Source organism: Mycolicibacterium peregrinum, assembly GCF_001665625.1.
GTDB classification, from domain to species: Bacteria; Actinomycetota; Actinomycetes; order Mycobacteriales; family Mycobacteriaceae; genus Mycobacterium; species Mycobacterium peregrinum_B.
Genome location: NZ_LZSY01000009.1, coordinates 1 through 17439, shown reverse-complemented (window position 1 = coordinate 17439; position 17439 = coordinate 1). Strand labels below are relative to the sequence as shown.

The 17439-nt window shown below is 66.6% G+C and carries 14 protein-coding genes and 2 pseudogenes; 6 read left to right on the top strand and 10 right to left on the bottom strand.

Annotated elements, in window-relative coordinates; translation table 11 throughout:
* The 4 genes from A5779_RS00880 to A5779_RS00865 form a co-directional block, all read right to left on the bottom strand.
* Entirely contained in the window at positions 1 to 2268 is a 2268-nt protein-coding gene (locus A5779_RS00880) for a glycoside hydrolase family 183 protein (RefSeq protein WP_064878037.1), read from the bottom strand.
* 125 nt (positions 2269 to 2393) lie between these two features.
* Positions 2394 to 3848, bottom strand: coding sequence for a flavin-containing monooxygenase (locus tag A5779_RS00875; RefSeq protein ID WP_064878032.1), 1455 nt, complete (start codon positions 3846 to 3848; stop codon positions 2394 to 2396).
* A complete protein-coding gene (locus A5779_RS00870) occupies positions 3845 to 4774 on the bottom strand; it encodes a patatin-like phospholipase family protein (protein ID WP_064878030.1) in 930 nt (309 codons plus the stop codon). The genes A5779_RS00875 and A5779_RS00870 overlap by 4 nt, the downstream gene beginning before the upstream one ends.
* Positions 4771 to 5655: an SDR family oxidoreductase gene (locus tag A5779_RS00865; RefSeq protein ID WP_110776755.1), complete on the bottom strand. Its 885-nt coding sequence runs from the start codon at positions 5653 to 5655 to the stop codon at positions 4771 to 4773. The genes A5779_RS00870 and A5779_RS00865 overlap by 4 nt, the downstream gene beginning before the upstream one ends.
* Positions 5656 to 5761: 106 nt before the next feature.
* Between A5779_RS00865 and A5779_RS00860 the strand changes: the two genes are divergently transcribed.
* Both A5779_RS00860 and A5779_RS00855 read left to right on the top strand, forming a co-directional pair.
* Positions 5762 to 6397, top strand: a complete 636-nt coding sequence (locus A5779_RS00860) for a TetR/AcrR family transcriptional regulator (protein WP_064878028.1) — start codon at positions 5762 to 5764, stop codon at positions 6395 to 6397.
* Positions 6398 to 6412: 15 nt separating this feature from the next.
* On the top strand, positions 6413 to 7447 hold the full coding sequence (locus A5779_RS00855; RefSeq protein WP_064878026.1) for an alpha/beta hydrolase: 1035 nt from the start codon (positions 6413 to 6415) through the stop codon (positions 7445 to 7447).
* Here the strand turns inward: A5779_RS00855 and A5779_RS00850 are convergent.
* Together A5779_RS00850 and A5779_RS00845 are read right to left on the bottom strand one after the other, a co-directional pair.
* Positions 7372 to 8271 carry a diacylglycerol kinase gene (locus A5779_RS00850; RefSeq protein ID WP_064878024.1) on the bottom strand — a complete coding sequence of 300 codons (900 nt, stop codon included), beginning with the start codon at positions 8269 to 8271 and terminating at the stop codon, positions 7372 to 7374. The genes A5779_RS00855 and A5779_RS00850 overlap by 76 nt on opposite strands.
* A complete protein-coding gene (locus A5779_RS00845) occupies positions 8268 to 9848 on the bottom strand; it encodes an FAD-binding oxidoreductase (protein ID WP_110776767.1) in 1581 nt (526 codons plus the stop codon). The genes A5779_RS00850 and A5779_RS00845 overlap by 4 nt, the downstream gene beginning before the upstream one ends.
* A gap of 50 nt (positions 9849 to 9898) precedes the next feature.
* Between A5779_RS00845 and A5779_RS00840 the strand changes: the two genes are divergently transcribed.
* Positions 9899 to 10483, top strand: coding sequence for a TetR/AcrR family transcriptional regulator (locus A5779_RS00840; RefSeq protein ID WP_064878020.1), 585 nt, complete (start codon positions 9899 to 9901; stop codon positions 10481 to 10483).
* Positions 10483 to 12030: a glycerol-3-phosphate dehydrogenase/oxidase gene (locus tag A5779_RS00835; protein ID WP_064878018.1), complete on the top strand. Its 1548-nt coding sequence runs from the start codon at positions 10483 to 10485 to the stop codon at positions 12028 to 12030. The genes A5779_RS00840 and A5779_RS00835 overlap by 1 nt, the downstream gene beginning before the upstream one ends.
* A gap of 24 nt (positions 12031 to 12054) precedes the next feature.
* Here the strand turns inward: A5779_RS00835 and A5779_RS00830 are convergent, their stop codons facing one another.
* Positions 12055 to 12933 (bottom strand): LysR family transcriptional regulator, encoded by an 879-nt coding sequence (locus tag A5779_RS00830; RefSeq protein WP_064878095.1) that lies wholly within the window; start codon positions 12931 to 12933, stop codon positions 12055 to 12057.
* 87 nt (positions 12934 to 13020) lie between these two features.
* Between A5779_RS00830 and A5779_RS00825 the strand changes: the two genes are divergently transcribed.
* Positions 13021 to 13770, top strand: a complete 750-nt coding sequence (locus tag A5779_RS00825; RefSeq protein WP_064878016.1) for an SDR family oxidoreductase — start codon at positions 13021 to 13023, stop codon at positions 13768 to 13770.
* Between the two features lie 75 nt (positions 13771 to 13845).
* Here A5779_RS00825 and A5779_RS00820 read toward each other — a convergent pair whose 3' ends face one another.
* The 3 genes and pseudogenes from A5779_RS00820 to kasA form a co-directional block, all read right to left on the bottom strand.
* Positions 13846 to 15270 carry an acyl-CoA carboxylase subunit beta gene (locus tag A5779_RS00820; RefSeq protein ID WP_064878014.1) on the bottom strand — a complete coding sequence of 475 codons (1425 nt, stop codon included), beginning with the start codon at positions 15268 to 15270 and terminating at the stop codon, positions 13846 to 13848.
* 32 nt (positions 15271 to 15302) lie between these two features.
* Positions 15303 to 16556, bottom strand: coding sequence for a 3-oxoacyl-ACP synthase KasB (gene kasB, locus A5779_RS00815; RefSeq protein WP_064878012.1), 1254 nt, complete (start codon positions 16554 to 16556; stop codon positions 15303 to 15305).
* A 74-nt stretch (positions 16557 to 16630) separates the two neighbouring features.
* Positions 16631 to 17215: pseudogene (gene kasA / locus A5779_RS00810) on the bottom strand (3-oxoacyl-ACP synthase KasA); the annotation flags it as partial.
* Between kasA and A5779_RS00805 the strand changes: the two are divergent.
* A pseudogene (locus A5779_RS00805) lies at positions 17211 to 17439 on the top strand (beta-ketoacyl synthase N-terminal-like domain-containing protein); the annotation flags it as partial. The pseudogenes kasA and A5779_RS00805 sit on opposite strands and share 5 nt — an antisense overlap.

Sequence of the window (17439 nt, the reverse complement as noted above, 5' to 3'; positions counted from 1 at the left end):
CTACACCGAGACCGTCTTCATCGTGGACAGGTCGGTCTGCATCAACCGGACGTTGTAGTCACCCCAGTAGGAAAGGTTGTAGTACAGGTACTGCGAGTTGTCCTCCACGACATTGCCGTTGGCGTCGACCTTGTTGAAGTAATCGGTGCCCGACATCGGGTGGACCATGGGCGCATACATGCCGGTGTTGGACGTCAGGTTGTTGTTCACCAGCGTGGTCGTATCCGACCATTCACCCTGCGGTGAATCCGACACCCGCATCACGACGTTGTTGCCGCCATCGGTGTAGAGCACGACGTACTTGCCCAGATACTCGTTGTACTGCACCGACATCTCGCTGACGTTGCCGCCCGTGGGCAGTCCGCCGACCCAGATGCCGTTGGCGATCTTGGTGAACAATCCGAGGGTGAAGAAGTCCGCCACCTTGTAGAGCGTCGGCAGGAAATCGGTGCTGCTGGAGCCGAACACCGGAGCCGCCGCCGACGGATCACCCGTCACCCACTGCCCGGCGCCGCTGGAATCCTCACCCGAGAAGTACTCGTAGGCATCCAGGTTGCCGATCTGATCCTTGTGCACCCGGGCCACGTACGCCGAACCCTGCCTGCCCGAAGGAGTCCCGTACACGTAGACGTACGGGTCGGTCGGGTCGTCCGACATCACCAGCGCATTCTGCTGGAAATGCTCGTCGCCCGGGACGTAGGCCGGTCCGGCTCGGAACCAGCCCGACGAGCGCACGGTGTCGCGGTCGACGGTCCAGGTCTTGCCGCCGTCGTCGGAGAACGCGATCGCGGAGTAGTTCGTGGTCCAGCTGCCCGGGTTGTCCCAGGTGCGGACCGACATGACCGTGGCGTACTGCCGGTAACCGCCCTCGGCGCCGGCGTTTTCGATCGCGATGGCCGACGTCGGGATCATCGTGTAGGTCTGGCCGAACAGTCCGTTGAGGCCGCCCGGGTCGTAGATGATCTGCGTGGCGCCGGCCGGGGCGCCCCCGGTGCCGTACCACTGATGAGTCCCGCCGGGGTCGCCTGGATACTGCGCCCCGGCATTGATCACCGCACCGTTGAATTGCAGACCATCGGACAGATCGGTGTCGATCGTGCGGAACAGTACGTTGTTGCGCCAGTCGCCGGCCATGCCGGGCTCGCTGTAGGTATCGCCGAACAGCGTGTAGATGACCGGTTTCCCGGTCACCGGGTCGGTGTAGCCGCTGTTCCACATGATGCCCAGGTCGGTCCCCGCGACGTACCAGTGGTCGGTGACGCCGGGGCCGGTGACCCACCCGAGCTTGGAGGTGTAATTCGCCAATGACGACGGGACCTGGGGTTTGGGCGTCAGGTCATCGGTCTGCACCGCGGCATTGGGGGCGGCGGCCGCCATCGGCTGGATCTCGCCCTCGGCGACCACCGATGCGGCGTCGTTGGCCGACACCACGCGCGAAGCGACCGGATTGATCGACCGCTCGAATTCCCTTCGTGTCCAAGCCATCATGGCCCACAAAGCGGGGGACTGACCGGGTGCGACGGGGCTGCTACCCGCACCGAACGGCGACAGCCCCGCGACGCTCAGCAGGGCCGAGACAACCGGAGGTGTGCTGACCTTGGATGCGGTGGCCGGCGCAGCCGGGACGACGGTCTTCTCCGGCACGATGGCGGGGATGGCGGGGATGTCGAACTTCGCGACCTCGGTGCCCAGGGCGGAGACGACGTCGTGATTGCGCTGGTTGATGTTCTCGGCAACCTCGTTCAGACGTACCACCACCGTGTTGGTGTTGGGGCGTTGCGCGCGCTTCAGCGTCGGTGCAGACGTCGCCGCGTCCGCGGCGGTCCGCGTGCTGTCTGTCTTCGTGCTGATGTCGGCCTTGTTGCCGGTCTCGGGCACGTTGGTGAGTGTGCCCTGAATCTTGCTCCGGGCCTTGGCGGTCCGGTTTTTCAGCGGGCTGCGAGCGGTGTCCAGGCGGCTCTGCGTTTGCTTGATCGTGTCGCTGACATCATTCAGTCCCGACTCGACGTCCTTGCGGATCCGCTCGCCGATCTTCGACAGTGCGCCGGACGGAGTCGTGGCCGGCTTCTTGATCGTCGATGGTTTGCTCGGGTTCTTCTTTGTCCCCGAGCTTGGGGTGGAACCGTCGGAGCTGCCCGTCGTCGATTTGCCGGGATCACCGGACCCGCCGTCGGCCCAGGCGATTCCGGCCCCGGAAGTCAATGCTGTGCCGATGCCGAGAGCAACGGCCAGCGCGCCGACGCGGCCGATGTATTTGGTCGATTCCATGACGCTCCGTACCAGTCCACTCCACTCAGAACCCCGACCCAGACGAAACGTACCGTGTGCCGTTCACGGTGTCGGGCAAACACGCCGATTCGCCGAGAGTGGGGCGGCACTGCGAAGTCCCGCCGTCACCTGATCCGGTAGTGGGCGGGGTCCGGCGCGGACAACATGCGCGTGAGGGTAGCCCGGTCGAACGGCCACAGGTCGATGGTTCCGGCGTCGGTGAAGTACCACGAATTGCATCCGGTGTTCCAGACCGTCGGACCGAGCGCATCGGCGACGGCGGCGTTGAACTCGTCGGTGGCCTCTTCGGTGACCTCGACCTCGCAGAGTTCGCCGTTCTCAAACCGCTTGAGCCAGGCCACGATGTAGCCGGCCGTGCACTCGGCCGAGTACTGCAGCGGGATCGATCCCGTCGGTGAGTTCGGGCCCAGCACGGTGAACAGGTTCGGAAACCCGGGAATCGCCGTCATGCGGTACGCCCGTGGGCCCTTGACCCATGCCTCGTCGATGGTGATCCCGTCGCGGCCCACGACGGTCATCGGTCGCATGTAGTTGTGTGCCTGGAAACCTGTGGCCAGCACCGCGACATCGACGTTGTGGTGCGTGCCGTCGGCGGTGCGGATACCCGTCGGGGTGAATTCCTGGATGGGATCGTCGACCAGGCTGGCGTTGGGGCGCTTGATGGCGCGGTAGTACGTGCCCGAGACCACTTGCCGTTTACACAGCGGTTCATAGTCCGGAGTGAGTTTGGCCCGGAGCGTACGGTCACGGACCTGGGCGGCCAGGCTCCACCGGGCGTAGGACTGCACCAGCTTGCGCCGCCACGAGGGCGTGGTGACGACGTCGGCGAGGATGTTGGATCCCCACTGCAGACGTCGGAAGAGAAAGTCGTGCCATCCCGGCCGCCGATGCAGGACCTTGGCGAGCACCGACGACTGCCGTAGCGACATCGGTGCCCACAGGATCCACTGCGGGGATCGGGCGAAGTGCAACAGTGTGCGGGCCTTGGGTTGCAGCGCCGAAACCACCTGCACGCCGGTCGATCCCGTACCGATGACGGCGATGCGTCGACCGTCGGTCTCCACTTCCGGATCCCACCGGGCGGTGTGCACGATCTGCCCGCCGAAGGTGTCCATGCCGGGAATGTCGGGTATCGACGGATGATGCAGCACCCCGGTGGCGCAGATGACGAAGTCGGCCGTCAGGGTGTCGCCGTCGGCCGTCGTGAGTGTCCATGCCGTGGCGGTGCTGTCGTAACGCGCCTCGGTGACTTCGGTGTCGCACCGCAGATGGGCGTCGAGTCCGAACCGTTCCATGACATCGCGGTGATAGCGCTGAATGTCCTCACCGGTGGCCCAGATGTGGCTCCAATCCGGTTTCGGTGCGAACGAGAACTGGTAGATCTGCGACGGTACGTCACAGGTGAGTCCCGGATAGCGGTTCCAGTGCCAGACGCCGCCGACGTCCGAACCTTTTTCCAGGATGGTGAAATTCGTGAATCCGGCTTGCTGAAGTGTGTAGGCGGTGGCGATTCCGGCCATCCCCGCGCCGATGATGACGATGCGGACTTCGCGGCTCATCGAGGCTCCTCGCTGACGGCGAGCGCCCGCCGTACGGTGGTGGGTGCGGTGAGCATCGATGCCTCGAACGCCGACTGCCGCCGGTCACGGCGCATGAAGTGGGCACCCAGGCCTGCGAGATCTGCCGCATCGGGCCGGACGAGGACGACCTGCGTGCCACGCGCCCGCACTGCCGCCACTTCGCGGTCCAGGCCCACCGACATCGGCCGGCGCAGCAGACCGTGCTCCAGCCTTCCGCCGAGTCCCGGTGCGCGCGTTCTCGGTTCGGAGGCCATGGGGGTGATCACGTAGATGATCTCGGCTTCCTCGGGGCCGATCAGATCGACCGATGCCGTCGAGGCGGCGCCACCGTCGACGAAGTTCCTGCCGTCGATCGAGACCGGTGGCATCCAGCCGGGGACCGCCCAGGATGCGCGTAGGGCTTCCCCTGCGGTGGCCTGCGGCGCACCTGGCGCTCCGAAGACGACCCGCTCGCCGCGCTGGTAGTCGAACGCGACCATCCGGGCACCGGGGTGTCGCATCCAACCTGTGCCCTCGGAGAATCCGTCGGCAAGGCGCTGCAACCAGTCGGTGTTGCCTCGACCGACAGGGGCGATACCGGTGGCGGCGGCGAGACCCTTTTGGCTGACGAGCAGCCGGGGGTTGAGCAGGCGGGGCACCGGAATCGGCGGCAGGCTGGGTGGTGTGTCCGCGATGTGGCGACGCAGGCGCTCATCGGTAGAGGTGCCGCGCTGCATCGAGATCAGATCGTCCACCGTGGCACACCCGCCGAGCATCGTGACGAGCTCGGCTCCTGCCGAGGTGCCCTGCAGCACGGCAGCGTCGCGCGGATCCCATCCGGTTGCTTCGGCCAGTGCATGCAGCGTCGCGACTGTCCACGCCCCTCCGATGGTCCCACCGCACCCGATCGCCAGTGCCTTGGTCATGGTGTCACCTCGGAATCGGACTGTGCGGCATGTGCTTTCGACTGCCGGTCGAGACGCTGCTGGTAGCTGGATCGGCCGCGCGCGTCGAGGGCGGTCAGGGCGCGACGGTCGTCGATCCTGGCACGCACCGCGCTCTGGAGCGCCTCGGGTACCAACGCGTCCACCAGGGCCCATCCGGGAGCGACCCAACCCGGCACCGAGGTGCGGGCGGCGTGAGTGCGGACAGACTTGAGGATCGTGCGCGCGACGTCGTCGGGATCCACTGTGGGAAGGCCGTTGCCGAGCTGTACGCCCGAGGTGAGTTCGGTTCGAACCGCCGACGGCAGCACTGCCGACACGGTGACCCCGGTGCCCGCGTACTCGCGACGTGCGGCCAATGACGCGCCGAGTGCGGCGAACTTGCTGGCGTTGTAGGTCACCATGCCGGGGATCGGGATCATGCCCGCCATCGACGCGACATTGACGACGTGACCGCGACCGCGGGCCACCATCGACGGGACCACGGCGCGCATGCCGTTGAGGACGCCACGAACGTTGACGTCGAGGATCAGGTCAGTGGTGGCCTCCGGTTCGGCATCGAAGGCTCCGAGGGGCATGACCCCGGCGTTGTTGACCAGGATGTCGACGCGGCCCGATTCCCTGATGACGTCGGAGACGAAACCCTCCCACGACGACCGCTGCGTGACGTCGAGGTAGGCCGCCCGGCAGCCGGGGATACCGGCCGCGGTCGTCGCGGCCACATCGCCATCGACATCTCCGATCCATACCGTGGCGCCACGGGTCGAGAACAGCTCTGCTGTCTTGGCGCCGATGCCCCGCGCCCCGCCGGTGATGATCACCACCGCGCCGTCCACCGACGCTCGCCGCTGTGAAAACCGCACGTCATGCCTCCCCTGAAGTCGCTTCACGACCGTTCGGATACTGACGGTATCTGAATACTTTGAGTTAAATCAATACCCGAAGTCTCCTGCGCTCTATCATCAGCGCATGCCGCGGCTGACCAGGGCTCAACGCCAGGAACAGACGCGGGCCGAGCTGTTGCAGGCCGCCAAAAAGCGCTTCCTGAGCCACGGGTATGCCGCCACGAGCCTCGAAGACATCGCCGACGACGCGGGCTTCTCCAAGGGCGCCGTGTACTCCAACTTCGGCAGTAAACCCAACCTCTGCCGCGACGTCCTCGAGCTGATCCATCGCGAGAAGTTCGCCGAGATGGCCGAGCTCGCGATATCAGATGCCGAGTTGGACACCCGCGTGGAGGCGTTGAGCGCCTGGCTGGAGCGCACCGCAGGCGACGTCGGCTGGACCATGCTGGAACTCGAATTCGCGGTCCTGTCGCGGAACAATGCCGAGCTGGCCCAGATGATCACGGCGTTGCGCAACGAGGCCGCGCAGATGGTCATCGACGTAGTCAGGTCGATGTCTGCCGAGTTGGGCCTCACCGAAACGCAATTGGTGAACAGCGACGTGGCAGCGAGCCTCGAGGATCTCGGCAGTCTGCTGCTCAGCGCCGGGATCGGCCTCGGTATCCAGCGGGCCATCGATCCCTCGGTGCCGGCACGGCCGTTCACCGACGCATTCGGACACCTGGTGAAACTGCTTGCCGCCCTGGGATCGCCGAAGTAACCCGAAGGAGTTTGGATGGTATTACCGGCCGCCGCACTGTCGACCCGACGCCCGAGTCGCAGATCCCGGGCGTGCTACGGCATCGCCCGCCGAACCCTCCTCGTCCAGGTGCGTCGATCCGTCGCCTATCAAGGGAGTCGATCCGCCGAGGATCGTCTCGCGGCAATCGGTCGTCGCATCAATGCGTTCGCGCGGCTCCAGCGACTGCGCCCGAAGCGAGGGCTGCGGGTCAGCCGGATCACGTTGGGGCGCGTCACCGTGGAGACCATCCGCACCGCCGAAGCTGCTCACCGCCCCCTGTCTGACGGCGTCATCCTCTACCTGCACGGCGGAGGATTCTTTCTCGGCGGCTTCGACACCCACCAGCACGTCGTGGTCGCACTTGCCCGGCGAACCCAACTTCCCGTGGTGCACGTCGAGTATCGGCAGCACCCTGATGTGACCGTCGACGAGTCCGTCGCGGACTGCCTGCGCGTCTACCGCTGGATGTTGGACCAGGGCGTGGAGCCGGCCAACACCATCGTGGCAGGTGACTCGGCAGGTGGATTCCTCGCATTCGCAACCGTTCTCGCTGCCCAGGCGCACAACGTCGGTACGCCCGCGGGCGTCATCGGGGTCAGCCCGCTGCTCGAACTCGACGGAGAACGCCGCTCCGGCCATCCCAACTTCGCCGAGGACAGGATGGGAATCGGACTTGCCCTGCCGATGATCGTCGAATGCGTCGGCCCCAAGGACTCGGACGGTCATGCCCTGTCACCGGTCAACGGAGTGCTCACCGATTTTCCGCCGAGCCTGATCATCGCGGCGGAATCGGAGGCACTGCGTTGCGATGCCGAACGCATGCATGAAGTGCTGACCGATGCGGGGCGGTCGTGCGCGCTCAAGGTCTGGCCCGGTCAGCTCCACGCTTTCCCGGCGTTCCTGCCGTTTCTGCCGGAGAGCCGGGAGGCCAGCGACTGCATGGTCGAGTTCATTCAGGATTGCTTGGGCGCCAGTAAGCGCAGTGCGGCCGGCACCGCGGACACCGTGACCGGCAACGGGGCTGCGTAATCCCCGTCGGCGTAAGTGTTTATCCCTGGGCATTCCACGTGGATCATCTTAGCCCGCTTGGTGGTCACCTCGTCGAGATCGACGTGGGTGCCCTTGAAAACCGTGGGGAACAAGCGGATCAATCTGGTGCGGGATGCCGACGTGATCATCGTGACGTCGAGCAGTCCGTCCGAATGGTCGGCCCCCGGGCAGATCAACATGCCGCCGCCGTAACTGCGGGTGTTGCCGAACGCCGCCAGGGTGAGGTCGGTGCGGATCTCCGGGCCGTCGTCGAACGTGAGCCGGAACGGCAGCAACCGTAGCTTCGAGATCTCCGCGACCATCGCCACGTTGTAGCGCATCCGGCCGTGCGGCCACCGCATCCGGTTGGTTCGGTCGCTGACCAGCGAATCGAACCCGGCGGCCATCACGGTGCCGAACCACTTGACCGTGCCGGCGGAATCCTCGATGTGACCGAGATCGACCGTCTCGGTGTGGCCGTCGGCGATGACGTCGGCCGCGGCCTCGGGATCGCCTGTCGGCAAACGATATTCGCGTGCGTGGTCATTACCCGTCCCGGCCGGGACGATGCCCAGTGGGATATCGCCGGTGGCCAGCGCCTGCAGGGCCAGCGAGATCACCCCGTCGCCTCCGACGACCACGAGGGCGTCGGTGCCGCGGTCGAGTGCCTCGTCGACCAGGCGGCGGGCGTGCGCGGCGTCGGTCCCGACGATGGCGCACACGTCGATGCCGCGCCGCTGGAGCTGCGCTACCGCCCGCTCGGCCGCATGCGGCGCATTGCCATGTCCCGACAGGGGATTGGTCAGAACCGTGACCCGATTCACGGAATCAGCTTGCCCGGGTTGAGGATTCCTGCCGGATCCAATGTGGCCTTGACAGCGCGCAATACCTGGGCGCCGAGGTCTCCGATCTCGTCCCGCATCCACGGGCGGTGGTCCGCGCCGACGGCATGGTGGTGGGTGATGGTGCCGCCGTTGCGCACCATCGCTTCGGAGGCCGCGGTCTTCGCGGCCTGCCACTGCTCGATCGGGTTGCCGCGCTGGGCGGCGACGACCGTGAAGTAGAGCGAGGCGCCAGTGGGGTACACATGCGAAATGTGGCACATCACCAGTGCCGGCGTGCCGGATTTGGCGAGCGCGGTGGTGAGGGCCTCGGTGACCGCGGCCTTCAGCGTGCCCAGGTTGGACCACGTGGTGGCGGTCTCCAGTGTTTCGCACAATGCACCGGCGGCGAGCAGTGAATCACGCAGATACGGTGCGTTGAACCGGCCGTGCTCCCAGCCTCGCGCCGGGGCCTCGCCCAGCGACGTGCCGCCCTGGGCTTCCAGGACTGCGCGGGTCTCCTCGTGGCGGCTCTCGGTGTGCGCCGCGGTGCCCTCGAACAGCGTGATGGCCAAGCAGCCCCCGGTGATGCTCTGCTCGCCGATGCTGTCGGTGGTGGCCAGGTTCACCCCGGTCTCGGCTTCATCGGACAGCCGGATCACTGTCGGTCCGGTGCCGGTCTGGATGACCGCTCGCAGCGCCTCGGCGCCGGTCGCGAAATCTGGGAAGGACCAGGCTTCGTAGCGCGTGGTCTCGGGTACCGGGTGCACGCGAACCCGGACCCGGGTGATGACACCGAACACCCCTTCCGAACCGAGGATCAGCTGGCGCAGATCCGGGCCGGCCGCCGAGGCCGGGGCGCGGCCGAGCTCGAGCGTCCCTGCCGGGGTCACCGCGCGGAGGCCGCGGACCATGTCGTCGAAACGTCCGTAGCCGGCCGAATCCTGGCCCGAGGACCGGGTGGCGGCGAACCCGCCGATGGTGGCGAACTGAAAGCTCTGCGGAAAGTGGCCCAGCGAGAAGCCGTGTGCGCCGAGCAGGGCCTCGGCCTGCGGTCCGGTGACGCCTGCACCCAGTTCGGCCTCGCCGCTCACCTCGTCGAGGCTGTGCAGCGCGTCGAACCGGCGCAGATCGAGCGCCACGACCGCGGCGAAGTCGCCGCGCACCGGATCGAGGCCGCCCACCACGCTGGTCCCCCCGCCGAACGGGACGACCGCGATGCTGTGTTCGGAACAGTAGGTCAGGATCGCGGCGACCTCGTCGTCAGTACCCGGCAGCAGGACCGCGTCGGGCGCATCCTGGACACCGGAACCATTGCGGCGCAACAGGTCCAACGTCGACTTGCCTCCGGCGTGCAGTAGCCGTGACATGGTATCGGTGCCGCAGTGCGGTGCGCCGACGATGGCGGCGAGGGCCTCACGATCACCATCGGACAGGGCCGACGGCTGCAACTGCGCCTGCTCGGGTGTCGGCTCTGCCGCCGGAGCTGCGTCGACGCCCAGCGCCTGTTGCAGCAGGGAGCGGATCCCGTCGGACAGCGGCTTGGCCGCGTCCGGATCGCCCCAGGCATTCCATTTCATCGGAGGCAGAAACTGTTCGGCCGGCTGAGTCATGCGTTACAGTATTACACATGATGTCAATCAGTAACGAGGGATCGCTGAGCGACCAGATCTTGGATGCCGCCGCGAGCTGCGTGCTGGCCTTCGGCGTGGACCGGGTGACCCTGGCCGAGATCGCCCGCCGGGCCGGGGTCTCCCGCCCGACCGTGTACCGGCGTTTCCCTGACACCCAGTCAATCCTGGCTGCGCTGCTCACCGCGCGGGTCGTCGGAGTCCTCGATACGACCGAGGTGGGCGGTCCCGGCCGGGCGGCGTTGGTCGACCGCATCGTGACGGTGGCCACGCGGCTGCGTCACGACGAGGTGATCATGGCGGTGCTGCACTCGGCGCCGGAGGTGGCCATGGTCTACATCGCCGAGCGGCTGGGCACCAGCCAGCAGATCCTGATCGATGCACTGGCCGGGGAACTCAAGCTCGCCCAGGAGGTGAGCTCGGTACCCAACCGGGTCCGGGCAGGTGATCCCCGTCAGCTGGCGACCATGTGCCTGCTGATCACCCAGTCGGCGATCCAGTCCGCACAGATGGTCGAGCCCATCCTCGACGCCGACGCACTGGCGGTGGAGCTCACCCACGCACTGAACGGATACCTGGCATGATGACCGGCCCGACGGCGCTCAACCACGCAAGGCGCACAACCGAATTGGCAGCACTCGCCGACGGCGAGCAGGTCGACGTCATCGTCATCGGTGGTGGGATCACCGGTGCGGGCATCGCCCTGGACGCCGCCACGCGGGGTCTGAGCGTGGTATTGGTCGAAAAGCACGATCTGGCCTTCGGGACCAGCCGGTGGAGCTCGAAACTCGTGCACGGCGGACTGCGCTACCTGGCCACCGGCAACATCGGGATCGCCCGCCGCAGTGCCATCGAACGCGGAATCCTGATGACCCGCAACGCACCTCATCTCGTCAAGGCCATGCCGCAACTGGTGCCGCTGCTGCCGTCGATGGGTCGCGGGTCACGTGCGTTGGTGCGCACCGGATTCGTGGCCGGAGATGGCCTGCGCAGGCTCGCCGGTACCAGCGCGTCGACACTGCCACGCTCACGCCGGGTGGACGCACGGCGCACTGTCGAACTGGCACCGACCGTGCGTACCGAGGGCCTCGACGGCGGCTACCTGGCGTATGACGGTCAGCTCATCGACGACGCCCGCCTGGTGGCCGCGGTCGCCCGCACCGCCGCGCAGCACGGGGCCCGCATCCTGACGAGGGTGTCGGCCGGCGCCGCCGGCGCGACCTCGGTACACCTGACCGACGAACTGACCGGCGATTCCTTCGATGCGACCGCGCGGATGGTGATCAACGCCGCCGGTGTATGGGCCGGCGATCTCGACCCGGCGCTCACGCTGCGGCCCAGTCGCGGAACACATCTGGTGTTCGATGCCGCCGCGTTCGGCAATCCCACCGCGGCCCTGACCATTCCGATACCGGGGGAGTTGAACCGGTTCGTCTTCGCCATGCCCGAACAGCTCGGCCGGGTCTACCTGGGGCTCACGGACGAAGATGCCCCGGGGCCCATTCCCGATGTGCCGCAACCCACTCCGGCTGAGATTCGTTTCCTGTTGGACACCGTCAACACCGCGCTGGCCACCGACCTGACCACGGAGGACGTGCGGGGCGCGTATGCCGGGCTGCGGCCGCTGATCGATACCGGGCAGGGCAATACGGCCGACGTGTCCCGCGAGCACGCGGTGGTGGAGTCGGCGAGCGGGGTGATCAGCGTCATCGGCGGGAAGCTCACCGAATACCGCTACATGGCCCAGGATGTGCTCGACCGAGGCTTGGCGCTGCGCGGGCTCACCGCCTCGAGTTGCCGCACCGCCAACCTGCCGCTCGTCGGCGCACCGGCCAATCCGGTGTCCACCCTGCGATCCGAACACGCATTGCCGTCCTCGCTGGTCGCCCGGTACGGGGCCGAGGCGCCCAACGTGATCGCACGGGCGCGGTGCGCCCGACCCACCGAACCGGTGGCCGAGGGAATCGACGTCATCCGTGCCGAATTCGAGTACGCCGTCACCCACGAGGGCGCGCTGAGTGCCGACGACATCCTGGACCGGCGCACGCGTATCGGGCTGGTCAGCGCCGACGGGGACCGTGCCGCCGGCGTGGCCGCCGAGATGATCGCTGAATTCGGGGAAGTCGAGTAGTCGGCGCTGAGGACTCTGGTCTGGCTACGACTGGGCCAGCAGCGCATCGCGCACCGCTGAACTCGTGTGGCGTTGCCACATCGCCTGGGCACCCACCAGGAGCTCCGGTTCCAGATCGATCACCGCCACGCGGCCGCCCATCACGGAACCGGCAGGGGCGGTGACGAATGCGATCGCGCCCGTGGTCAGGGGAGCGGTAACCGTGGCCGAGCCCTGCACCCGGCTGACCACGTAGTCCGGTTCGAACCCGGCGCGGCGGCAGGCGCTCAACAGGAAGTCGCTGTAGTAGGAGCTGCCGGGCGGTGCCCACAGCGCCAGCCGTTCGTGAGCGAGATCCCGGATGTCGACCACGTCGCGCGTGGCCAGCCGGTGGGTGGCCGGCACAGCCAGCCGTACCCGGTGATACCCGACCACCGCGGTCGACAGCACGTTGGTGGGCACCACGCCGCGGCGCAGCCCGAGTTGAACGGTGCCGTCGAGCACGCCGTCGGTCAACTGGTCGGGGTAGAGCTGACGGAACGTGAACGATGTCTCGGCGAACTCTTCGATGGTGGATTCCATGATTTCGTACACCTCGCTTCCGCTCAGAGCGGGCGTGTGGCCGACGACGTAGTTCTCCTCGGCGCCGGTGGCCGTCCGCTCGACGTGCTGGGCCAGGGTGCGTGCCGCGGCCAGCAACGTACGTCCCTCCTCGAGCAACAGATCGCCCGCCCTGGTCAGGGCGACACGGCGGCCGACACGCACGAAAAGTGCTGCTGCCAACTCCTTTTCCAGCTGCTGTACCGAGCTGCTCAAAGCTTGCTGGCTCAGGTGCAGTGTCGCTGCCGCGGAGGTGAAGCTGCCTGCCTCGGCGACCGCGACGAAGTGGCGAAGCCGGCGCAGATCGGGGAGATGTGCTGACACCACCTCACTCTATCGACAACCAATGCTTGTGAAAACGTCGGAATTTTGCGTTTTTCATTTGTTGATGGTCTGACTAGCGTCGAGGCCATGAGCAAACTAGAGGGAAAGTCTGCAATTGTTGCCGCGGGTGCGAAAAACCTGGGTGGTCTGATCAGTGCGACGTTGGCTTCGAGGGGTGTCAACGTCGCGGTTCACTACAACAGTGCCTCCAGCGAGGCCGACGCCGACAAGACGGTGGCGGCAGTACAGGCCGCCGGGGTGCAGGCGGTCAAGGTGCAGGGCGATCTGACGGTGCCGGCCAACGTCGAGAAACTCTTCGACACGGCCATCGACGCCTTCGGCAGTGTGGACATCGCGATCAACACCGTCGGCAAGGTACTGCGGAAGCCGTTCGTGGAAACCACTGAGGCCGAATACGATTCGATGTTCGACATCAACGCCAAGGCGGCCTACTTCTTCCTGCAACAGGCAGGCAAGCGGCTCAACGACAACGGTTCGGTGGTCACCATCGTCACCGCGTTGCTGGCGGCCTACACCGACGGATACTCGACCTACGCGGGCTCCAAGAGTCCCGTCGAACACTTCACCCGGGCCGCCTCCAAGGAATTCGGCGTCCGCGGCATCAACGTCAACAACGTCGCCCCCGGCCCGATGGACACGCCGTTCTTCTACCCGCAGGAGACCCCGGAGCGGGTCGAATTCCACAAGTCGCAGGCGATGGGCAACCGGCTGACCGAGATCACCGACATCGCCCCGCTGGTCGTGTTCCTGGCCGGCGAGGGCCACTGGATCAACGGGCAGACTATCTTCGCCAACGGCGGCTACACCACCCGCTGAAACGCCGAATGGCCAGTTATTGCACGGCTTTCGCCTGAAATGTGCAATAACTGGCCATTCGCGCCAGCTGAAGAGTTACAGCGGGATGTTCTTGTGGCGGCCGCGCCGGTGCGGGGCCTCGGCCAGCGCCTGCGTCAGCTTGCTGCGGGTGTGGGCCGGGTCGATCTTCTCGTCGACCACGCCGATCTCGATCGCCGAATCCACACCGCCGGCGATGCGCTCGTGCTCGATGGCGAGCTCTTCGTGCAGGGCATCCCGCTCCGCGGCATCCTCGACTGCCGCCAGCTTGCGCTTGTGCAGGATGCCGACGGCGGCCTTGGCGCCCATCACGGCGACCTCGGCGTCCGGCCAGGCGAACACCTTGGTGGCGTTGAGCGACCGCGAGTTCATCGCGATGTAGGCGCCGCCGTAGATCTTGCGGGTCACCAGGGTGACGCGGGGGACCGAGGACTCGCCGAAGGCGTGCAGCAACTTGGCGCCGCGACGGACCACGCCGCCCCATTCCTGATCCACGCCGGGCAGGTAGCCCGGAACGTCGACGACGACCACCAGCGGGATGCCGAAGGCGTCGCACAACCGCACGAAACGGGCCGACTTCTCGGCGCTTTCGGAGTTCAGGCAGCCGCCGAGACGCAGCGGGTTGTTGGCGATGACGCCGACAGACCGGCCGGCCAGGCGACCGAGGCCGACCACGATCGACGGGGCCCACTTGGCCTGGAACTCCTCGAACGGCACACCCTCGTCGAGCAGAGCCTCGATGATCGGGTGCACGTCGTAGGCGCGGCGAGCCGACTCGGGCATCAGCGCGGCCAGGTCGGTGTCGCCGGCCTCGGCCTTGTTGCGATCGAAATGACCCTGCTGGCTGAACAATCCGACCAGACGGCGGCCGCGCTCGTAGGCATCGAGCTCGTCGTCGGCGACGATGTGGCACACACCGGACTTCTTGTGGTGGGCGTCGGGGCCGCCGAGCGACACCATGTCGACGTCCTCGCCGGTGACACTGCGCACCACGTCCGGACCGGTGACGAACACCTTGCTGTCCGGGGCCATGATGATCACGTCGGTCAGGGCGGGGCCGTAAGCCGCACCGCCCGCGGCGAATCCGACGACCACAGAGATCTGCGGGATGTAGCCCGACGCCCGGATCATCGCCTCGAAGACCAGGCCGACCGCGTGCAGCGCCTTGACGCCCTCGGCCAGCCGCGCACCACCCGAGTGCCAGATGCCGACGATCGGGCTCTGCTCCTCGATCGCGGTGTCGTAGGCGTTGACGATGTGGGCACAGCCCTCGATGCCCATGGCGCCGCCCATCACGGTGCCATCGGTGCAGAACGCCACCGTGCGAACACCGTTGACCGTGCCGGCCGCCGCCAGCACGCCCGAGCGGTCCCGCTCGTGCAGCAGCTCGACGCTGCCGTCATCGAAGAAGGTCTGCAGGCGCAGCAGCGGGTCGCGGGGGTCGAGCGACTCGGCGGCGGTTTCGGGGGCCATGATCGTCATGTAGGTCTCCTTTAGTGGAAAGCTCTGGGTTCTCAGTACTTTCCGAAGGCGAGCGCGACGTTGTGCCCACCGAATCCGAACGAATTGTTGATGGCGTACTTGAAGTCGCCTTGCCGCGGCTCACCGGCCACCACGTCCAGATCGATCTCCGGATCGAGGTTGCGCAAGTTGAGCGTCGGAGGAATGACGCCGTCTCGCAGCGCCAAAACCGTCAGGATGGACTCCACCGCACCGACCGCACCGACCGAATGGCCGAGCGCGGACTTGGGCGCGTAGACCGCGGGCACGTGGCCGCCCATCGCATTGTTGATTGCTTTCCCCTCGGCCACATCGCCGACGCTGGTGCCGGTGGCATGCGCGTTGATGTGGTCGATGTCTGAGGGCTGCAGACCCGCCAACTGGATGGCCCGGGTCATGGCATAACCGGCCTGCTCACCGTTGGGGTCCGGCGCCACGATGTGGTAGCCGTCGGAGGTCACGCTCGCCCCCATGAGGCGGCCGAGGATGTTGGCGCCACGCGCTTTGGCGTGCTCCTCGGTCTCGATGACCAGGAGGGCGCCGCCCTCGCCGAACACAAAGCCGTTGCGGTCCTTGTCGAACGGCCGACAGGCACCTGCCGGATCATCGTTGGTATTGGACAGCACGATGCGCATCTGCGCGAAGCCGGCGATCGGCACTGCTTCGATCTTGGTCTCGACACCACCGCAGATCGCAATATCGGCTTCGCCGAGCACGATCTGGCGCCAGGCGTTGGCGATCGCCTCGGACCCCGAAGCGCAGGCCGAGATCGAGGTGGACACCCCGGCCTTGGCCTTGCGATCCAGCCCGACGGCCGCCGCCGCACCATTGGGCATGTACATCTGCACCACCAACGGCGACACAGCGCGCAATCCCTTGGTCCGCATGCCGTCGTAGGCGAACACCAGCTCCTCGGAGGAGCCCATGCCCGTGCCGATCGACACCATGAGCCGTCGGGTATCGACCTCCGGGGAGCCAGCGTTGGCCCAGACCCGGCGGCCGATCACCGTCGACATCTTCTGCAAATATGACAGTCGGCGCAGTTCTACCCGCGTCAGCTCGTGATCGAAGTCCTCCAGGAGATGACCACCGATGCGAACCGGTAGGTCGTACTCCTCGACGAACGAATCGGTGAGAGTGCGGATGCCACTCTGCCCGTCGAGCAGCTTCTTCCAAGTGCTTTCAGCATCGGTTGCCAGCGCCGTTGACATGGCTACGCCGGTGACAACCACATTGGGAAAACCATTCCCGGTGGACAATCCCGCCATATTTACGGAGTTCTTCCTTCCGTGCATTCCCTCGGTTTTACCCTCGGGGTTACCTACCGGACGTCTGCCCGTCCTCAGTACTTCCCAAAGGCCAGAGCCACATTGTGGCCACCGAACCCGAACGAGTTGTTGATGGCGTACTTGTAGTCGCCATAACGAGGCTCGCCCGCAACCACATCGAGATCGATCTCGGGATCCGGTGTCTCGTAGTTCAGCGTCGGGGGGATCACCCCGTCCCGCAAGGCGAGCACCGTCAACACCGACTCGAGGGCACCGACGGCACCGATCGAGTGACCGAGGGCCGACTTCGGCGCGTACACCGCAGCGTTCTGACATCCGGCAACCCGGATGGCATTGGCTTCGGCAGTATCACCGATCGGGGTGGCCGTGCCGTGGGCATTGACATGGTCGATGTCCTTGGCATCCAGCCCGGCCGTTTCCAGAGCCCGCTTCATCGCGGCACCGGCGCGAACGCCGTTGTCCGCCGGAGCGACCATGTGGAAGGCGTCCGAGGTGATGCCGGCACCCATCAGGCGGGCCAGCGGCTTGGCGCCACGAGCCAGGGCATGCTCCTCGGTCTCGATGATCATCATCGCGCCGGCCTCGCCGAACACGAAGCCATCGCGATCCTTGTCGAACGGCCTGGACGCACCCGCGGGATCGTCGGGCTCTGAGGCCATCGCCCACGGCTGGCGTCAGATCGTGATGGGTGACGCGGACTTCGCCGTGGTCGGCGGCGTGGAAGGCGGTATCGAGGCCCTGCCGATCGCAGCGTTCTCGATGATGCGCGCCATGTCGACCCGCAACGACGATCCCGCGGGTGCGTCCAGGCCGTTCGACAAGGATCGCGATGGCTTCGTGTTCGGCGAGGCCGGCGCGATGA

Bases quoted from the DNA above. Each gene is read 5' to 3' on its own strand.
- A5779_RS00875 (WP_064878032.1), bottom strand. From the start codon at position 3,848: ATGAGCCGCGAAGTCCGCATCGTCATCATCGGCGCGGGGATGGCCGGA.
- A5779_RS00870 (WP_064878030.1), bottom strand. From the start codon at position 4,774: ATGACCAAGGCACTGGCGATCGGGTGCGGTGGGACCATCGGAGGGGCG.
- A5779_RS00845 (WP_110776767.1), bottom strand. From the start codon at position 9,848: ATGAAATGGAATGCCTGGGGCGATCCGGACGCGGCCAAGCCGCTGTCC.
- A5779_RS00880 (WP_064878037.1), bottom strand. From the start codon at position 2,268: ATGGAATCGACCAAATACATCGGCCGCGTCGGCGCGCTGGCCGTTGCT.
- A5779_RS00825 (WP_064878016.1), top strand. From the start codon at position 13,021: ATGAGCAAACTAGAGGGAAAGTCTGCAATTGTTGCCGCGGGTGCGAAA.
- A5779_RS00860 (WP_064878028.1), top strand. From the start codon at position 5,762: ATGCCGCGGCTGACCAGGGCTCAACGCCAGGAACAGACGCGGGCCGAG.
- A5779_RS00835 (WP_064878018.1), top strand. From the start codon at position 10,483: ATGACCGGCCCGACGGCGCTCAACCACGCAAGGCGCACAACCGAATTG.
- kasB (WP_064878012.1), bottom strand. From the start codon at position 16,556: ATGGCGGGATTGTCCACCGGGAATGGTTTTCCCAATGTGGTTGTCACC.
- A5779_RS00840 (WP_064878020.1), top strand. From the start codon at position 9,899: ATGATGTCAATCAGTAACGAGGGATCGCTGAGCGACCAGATCTTGGAT.
- A5779_RS00855 (WP_064878026.1), top strand. From the start codon at position 6,413: ATGGTATTACCGGCCGCCGCACTGTCGACCCGACGCCCGAGTCGCAGA.
- A5779_RS00820 (WP_064878014.1), bottom strand. From the start codon at position 15,270: ATGACGATCATGGCCCCCGAAACCGCCGCCGAGTCGCTCGACCCCCGC.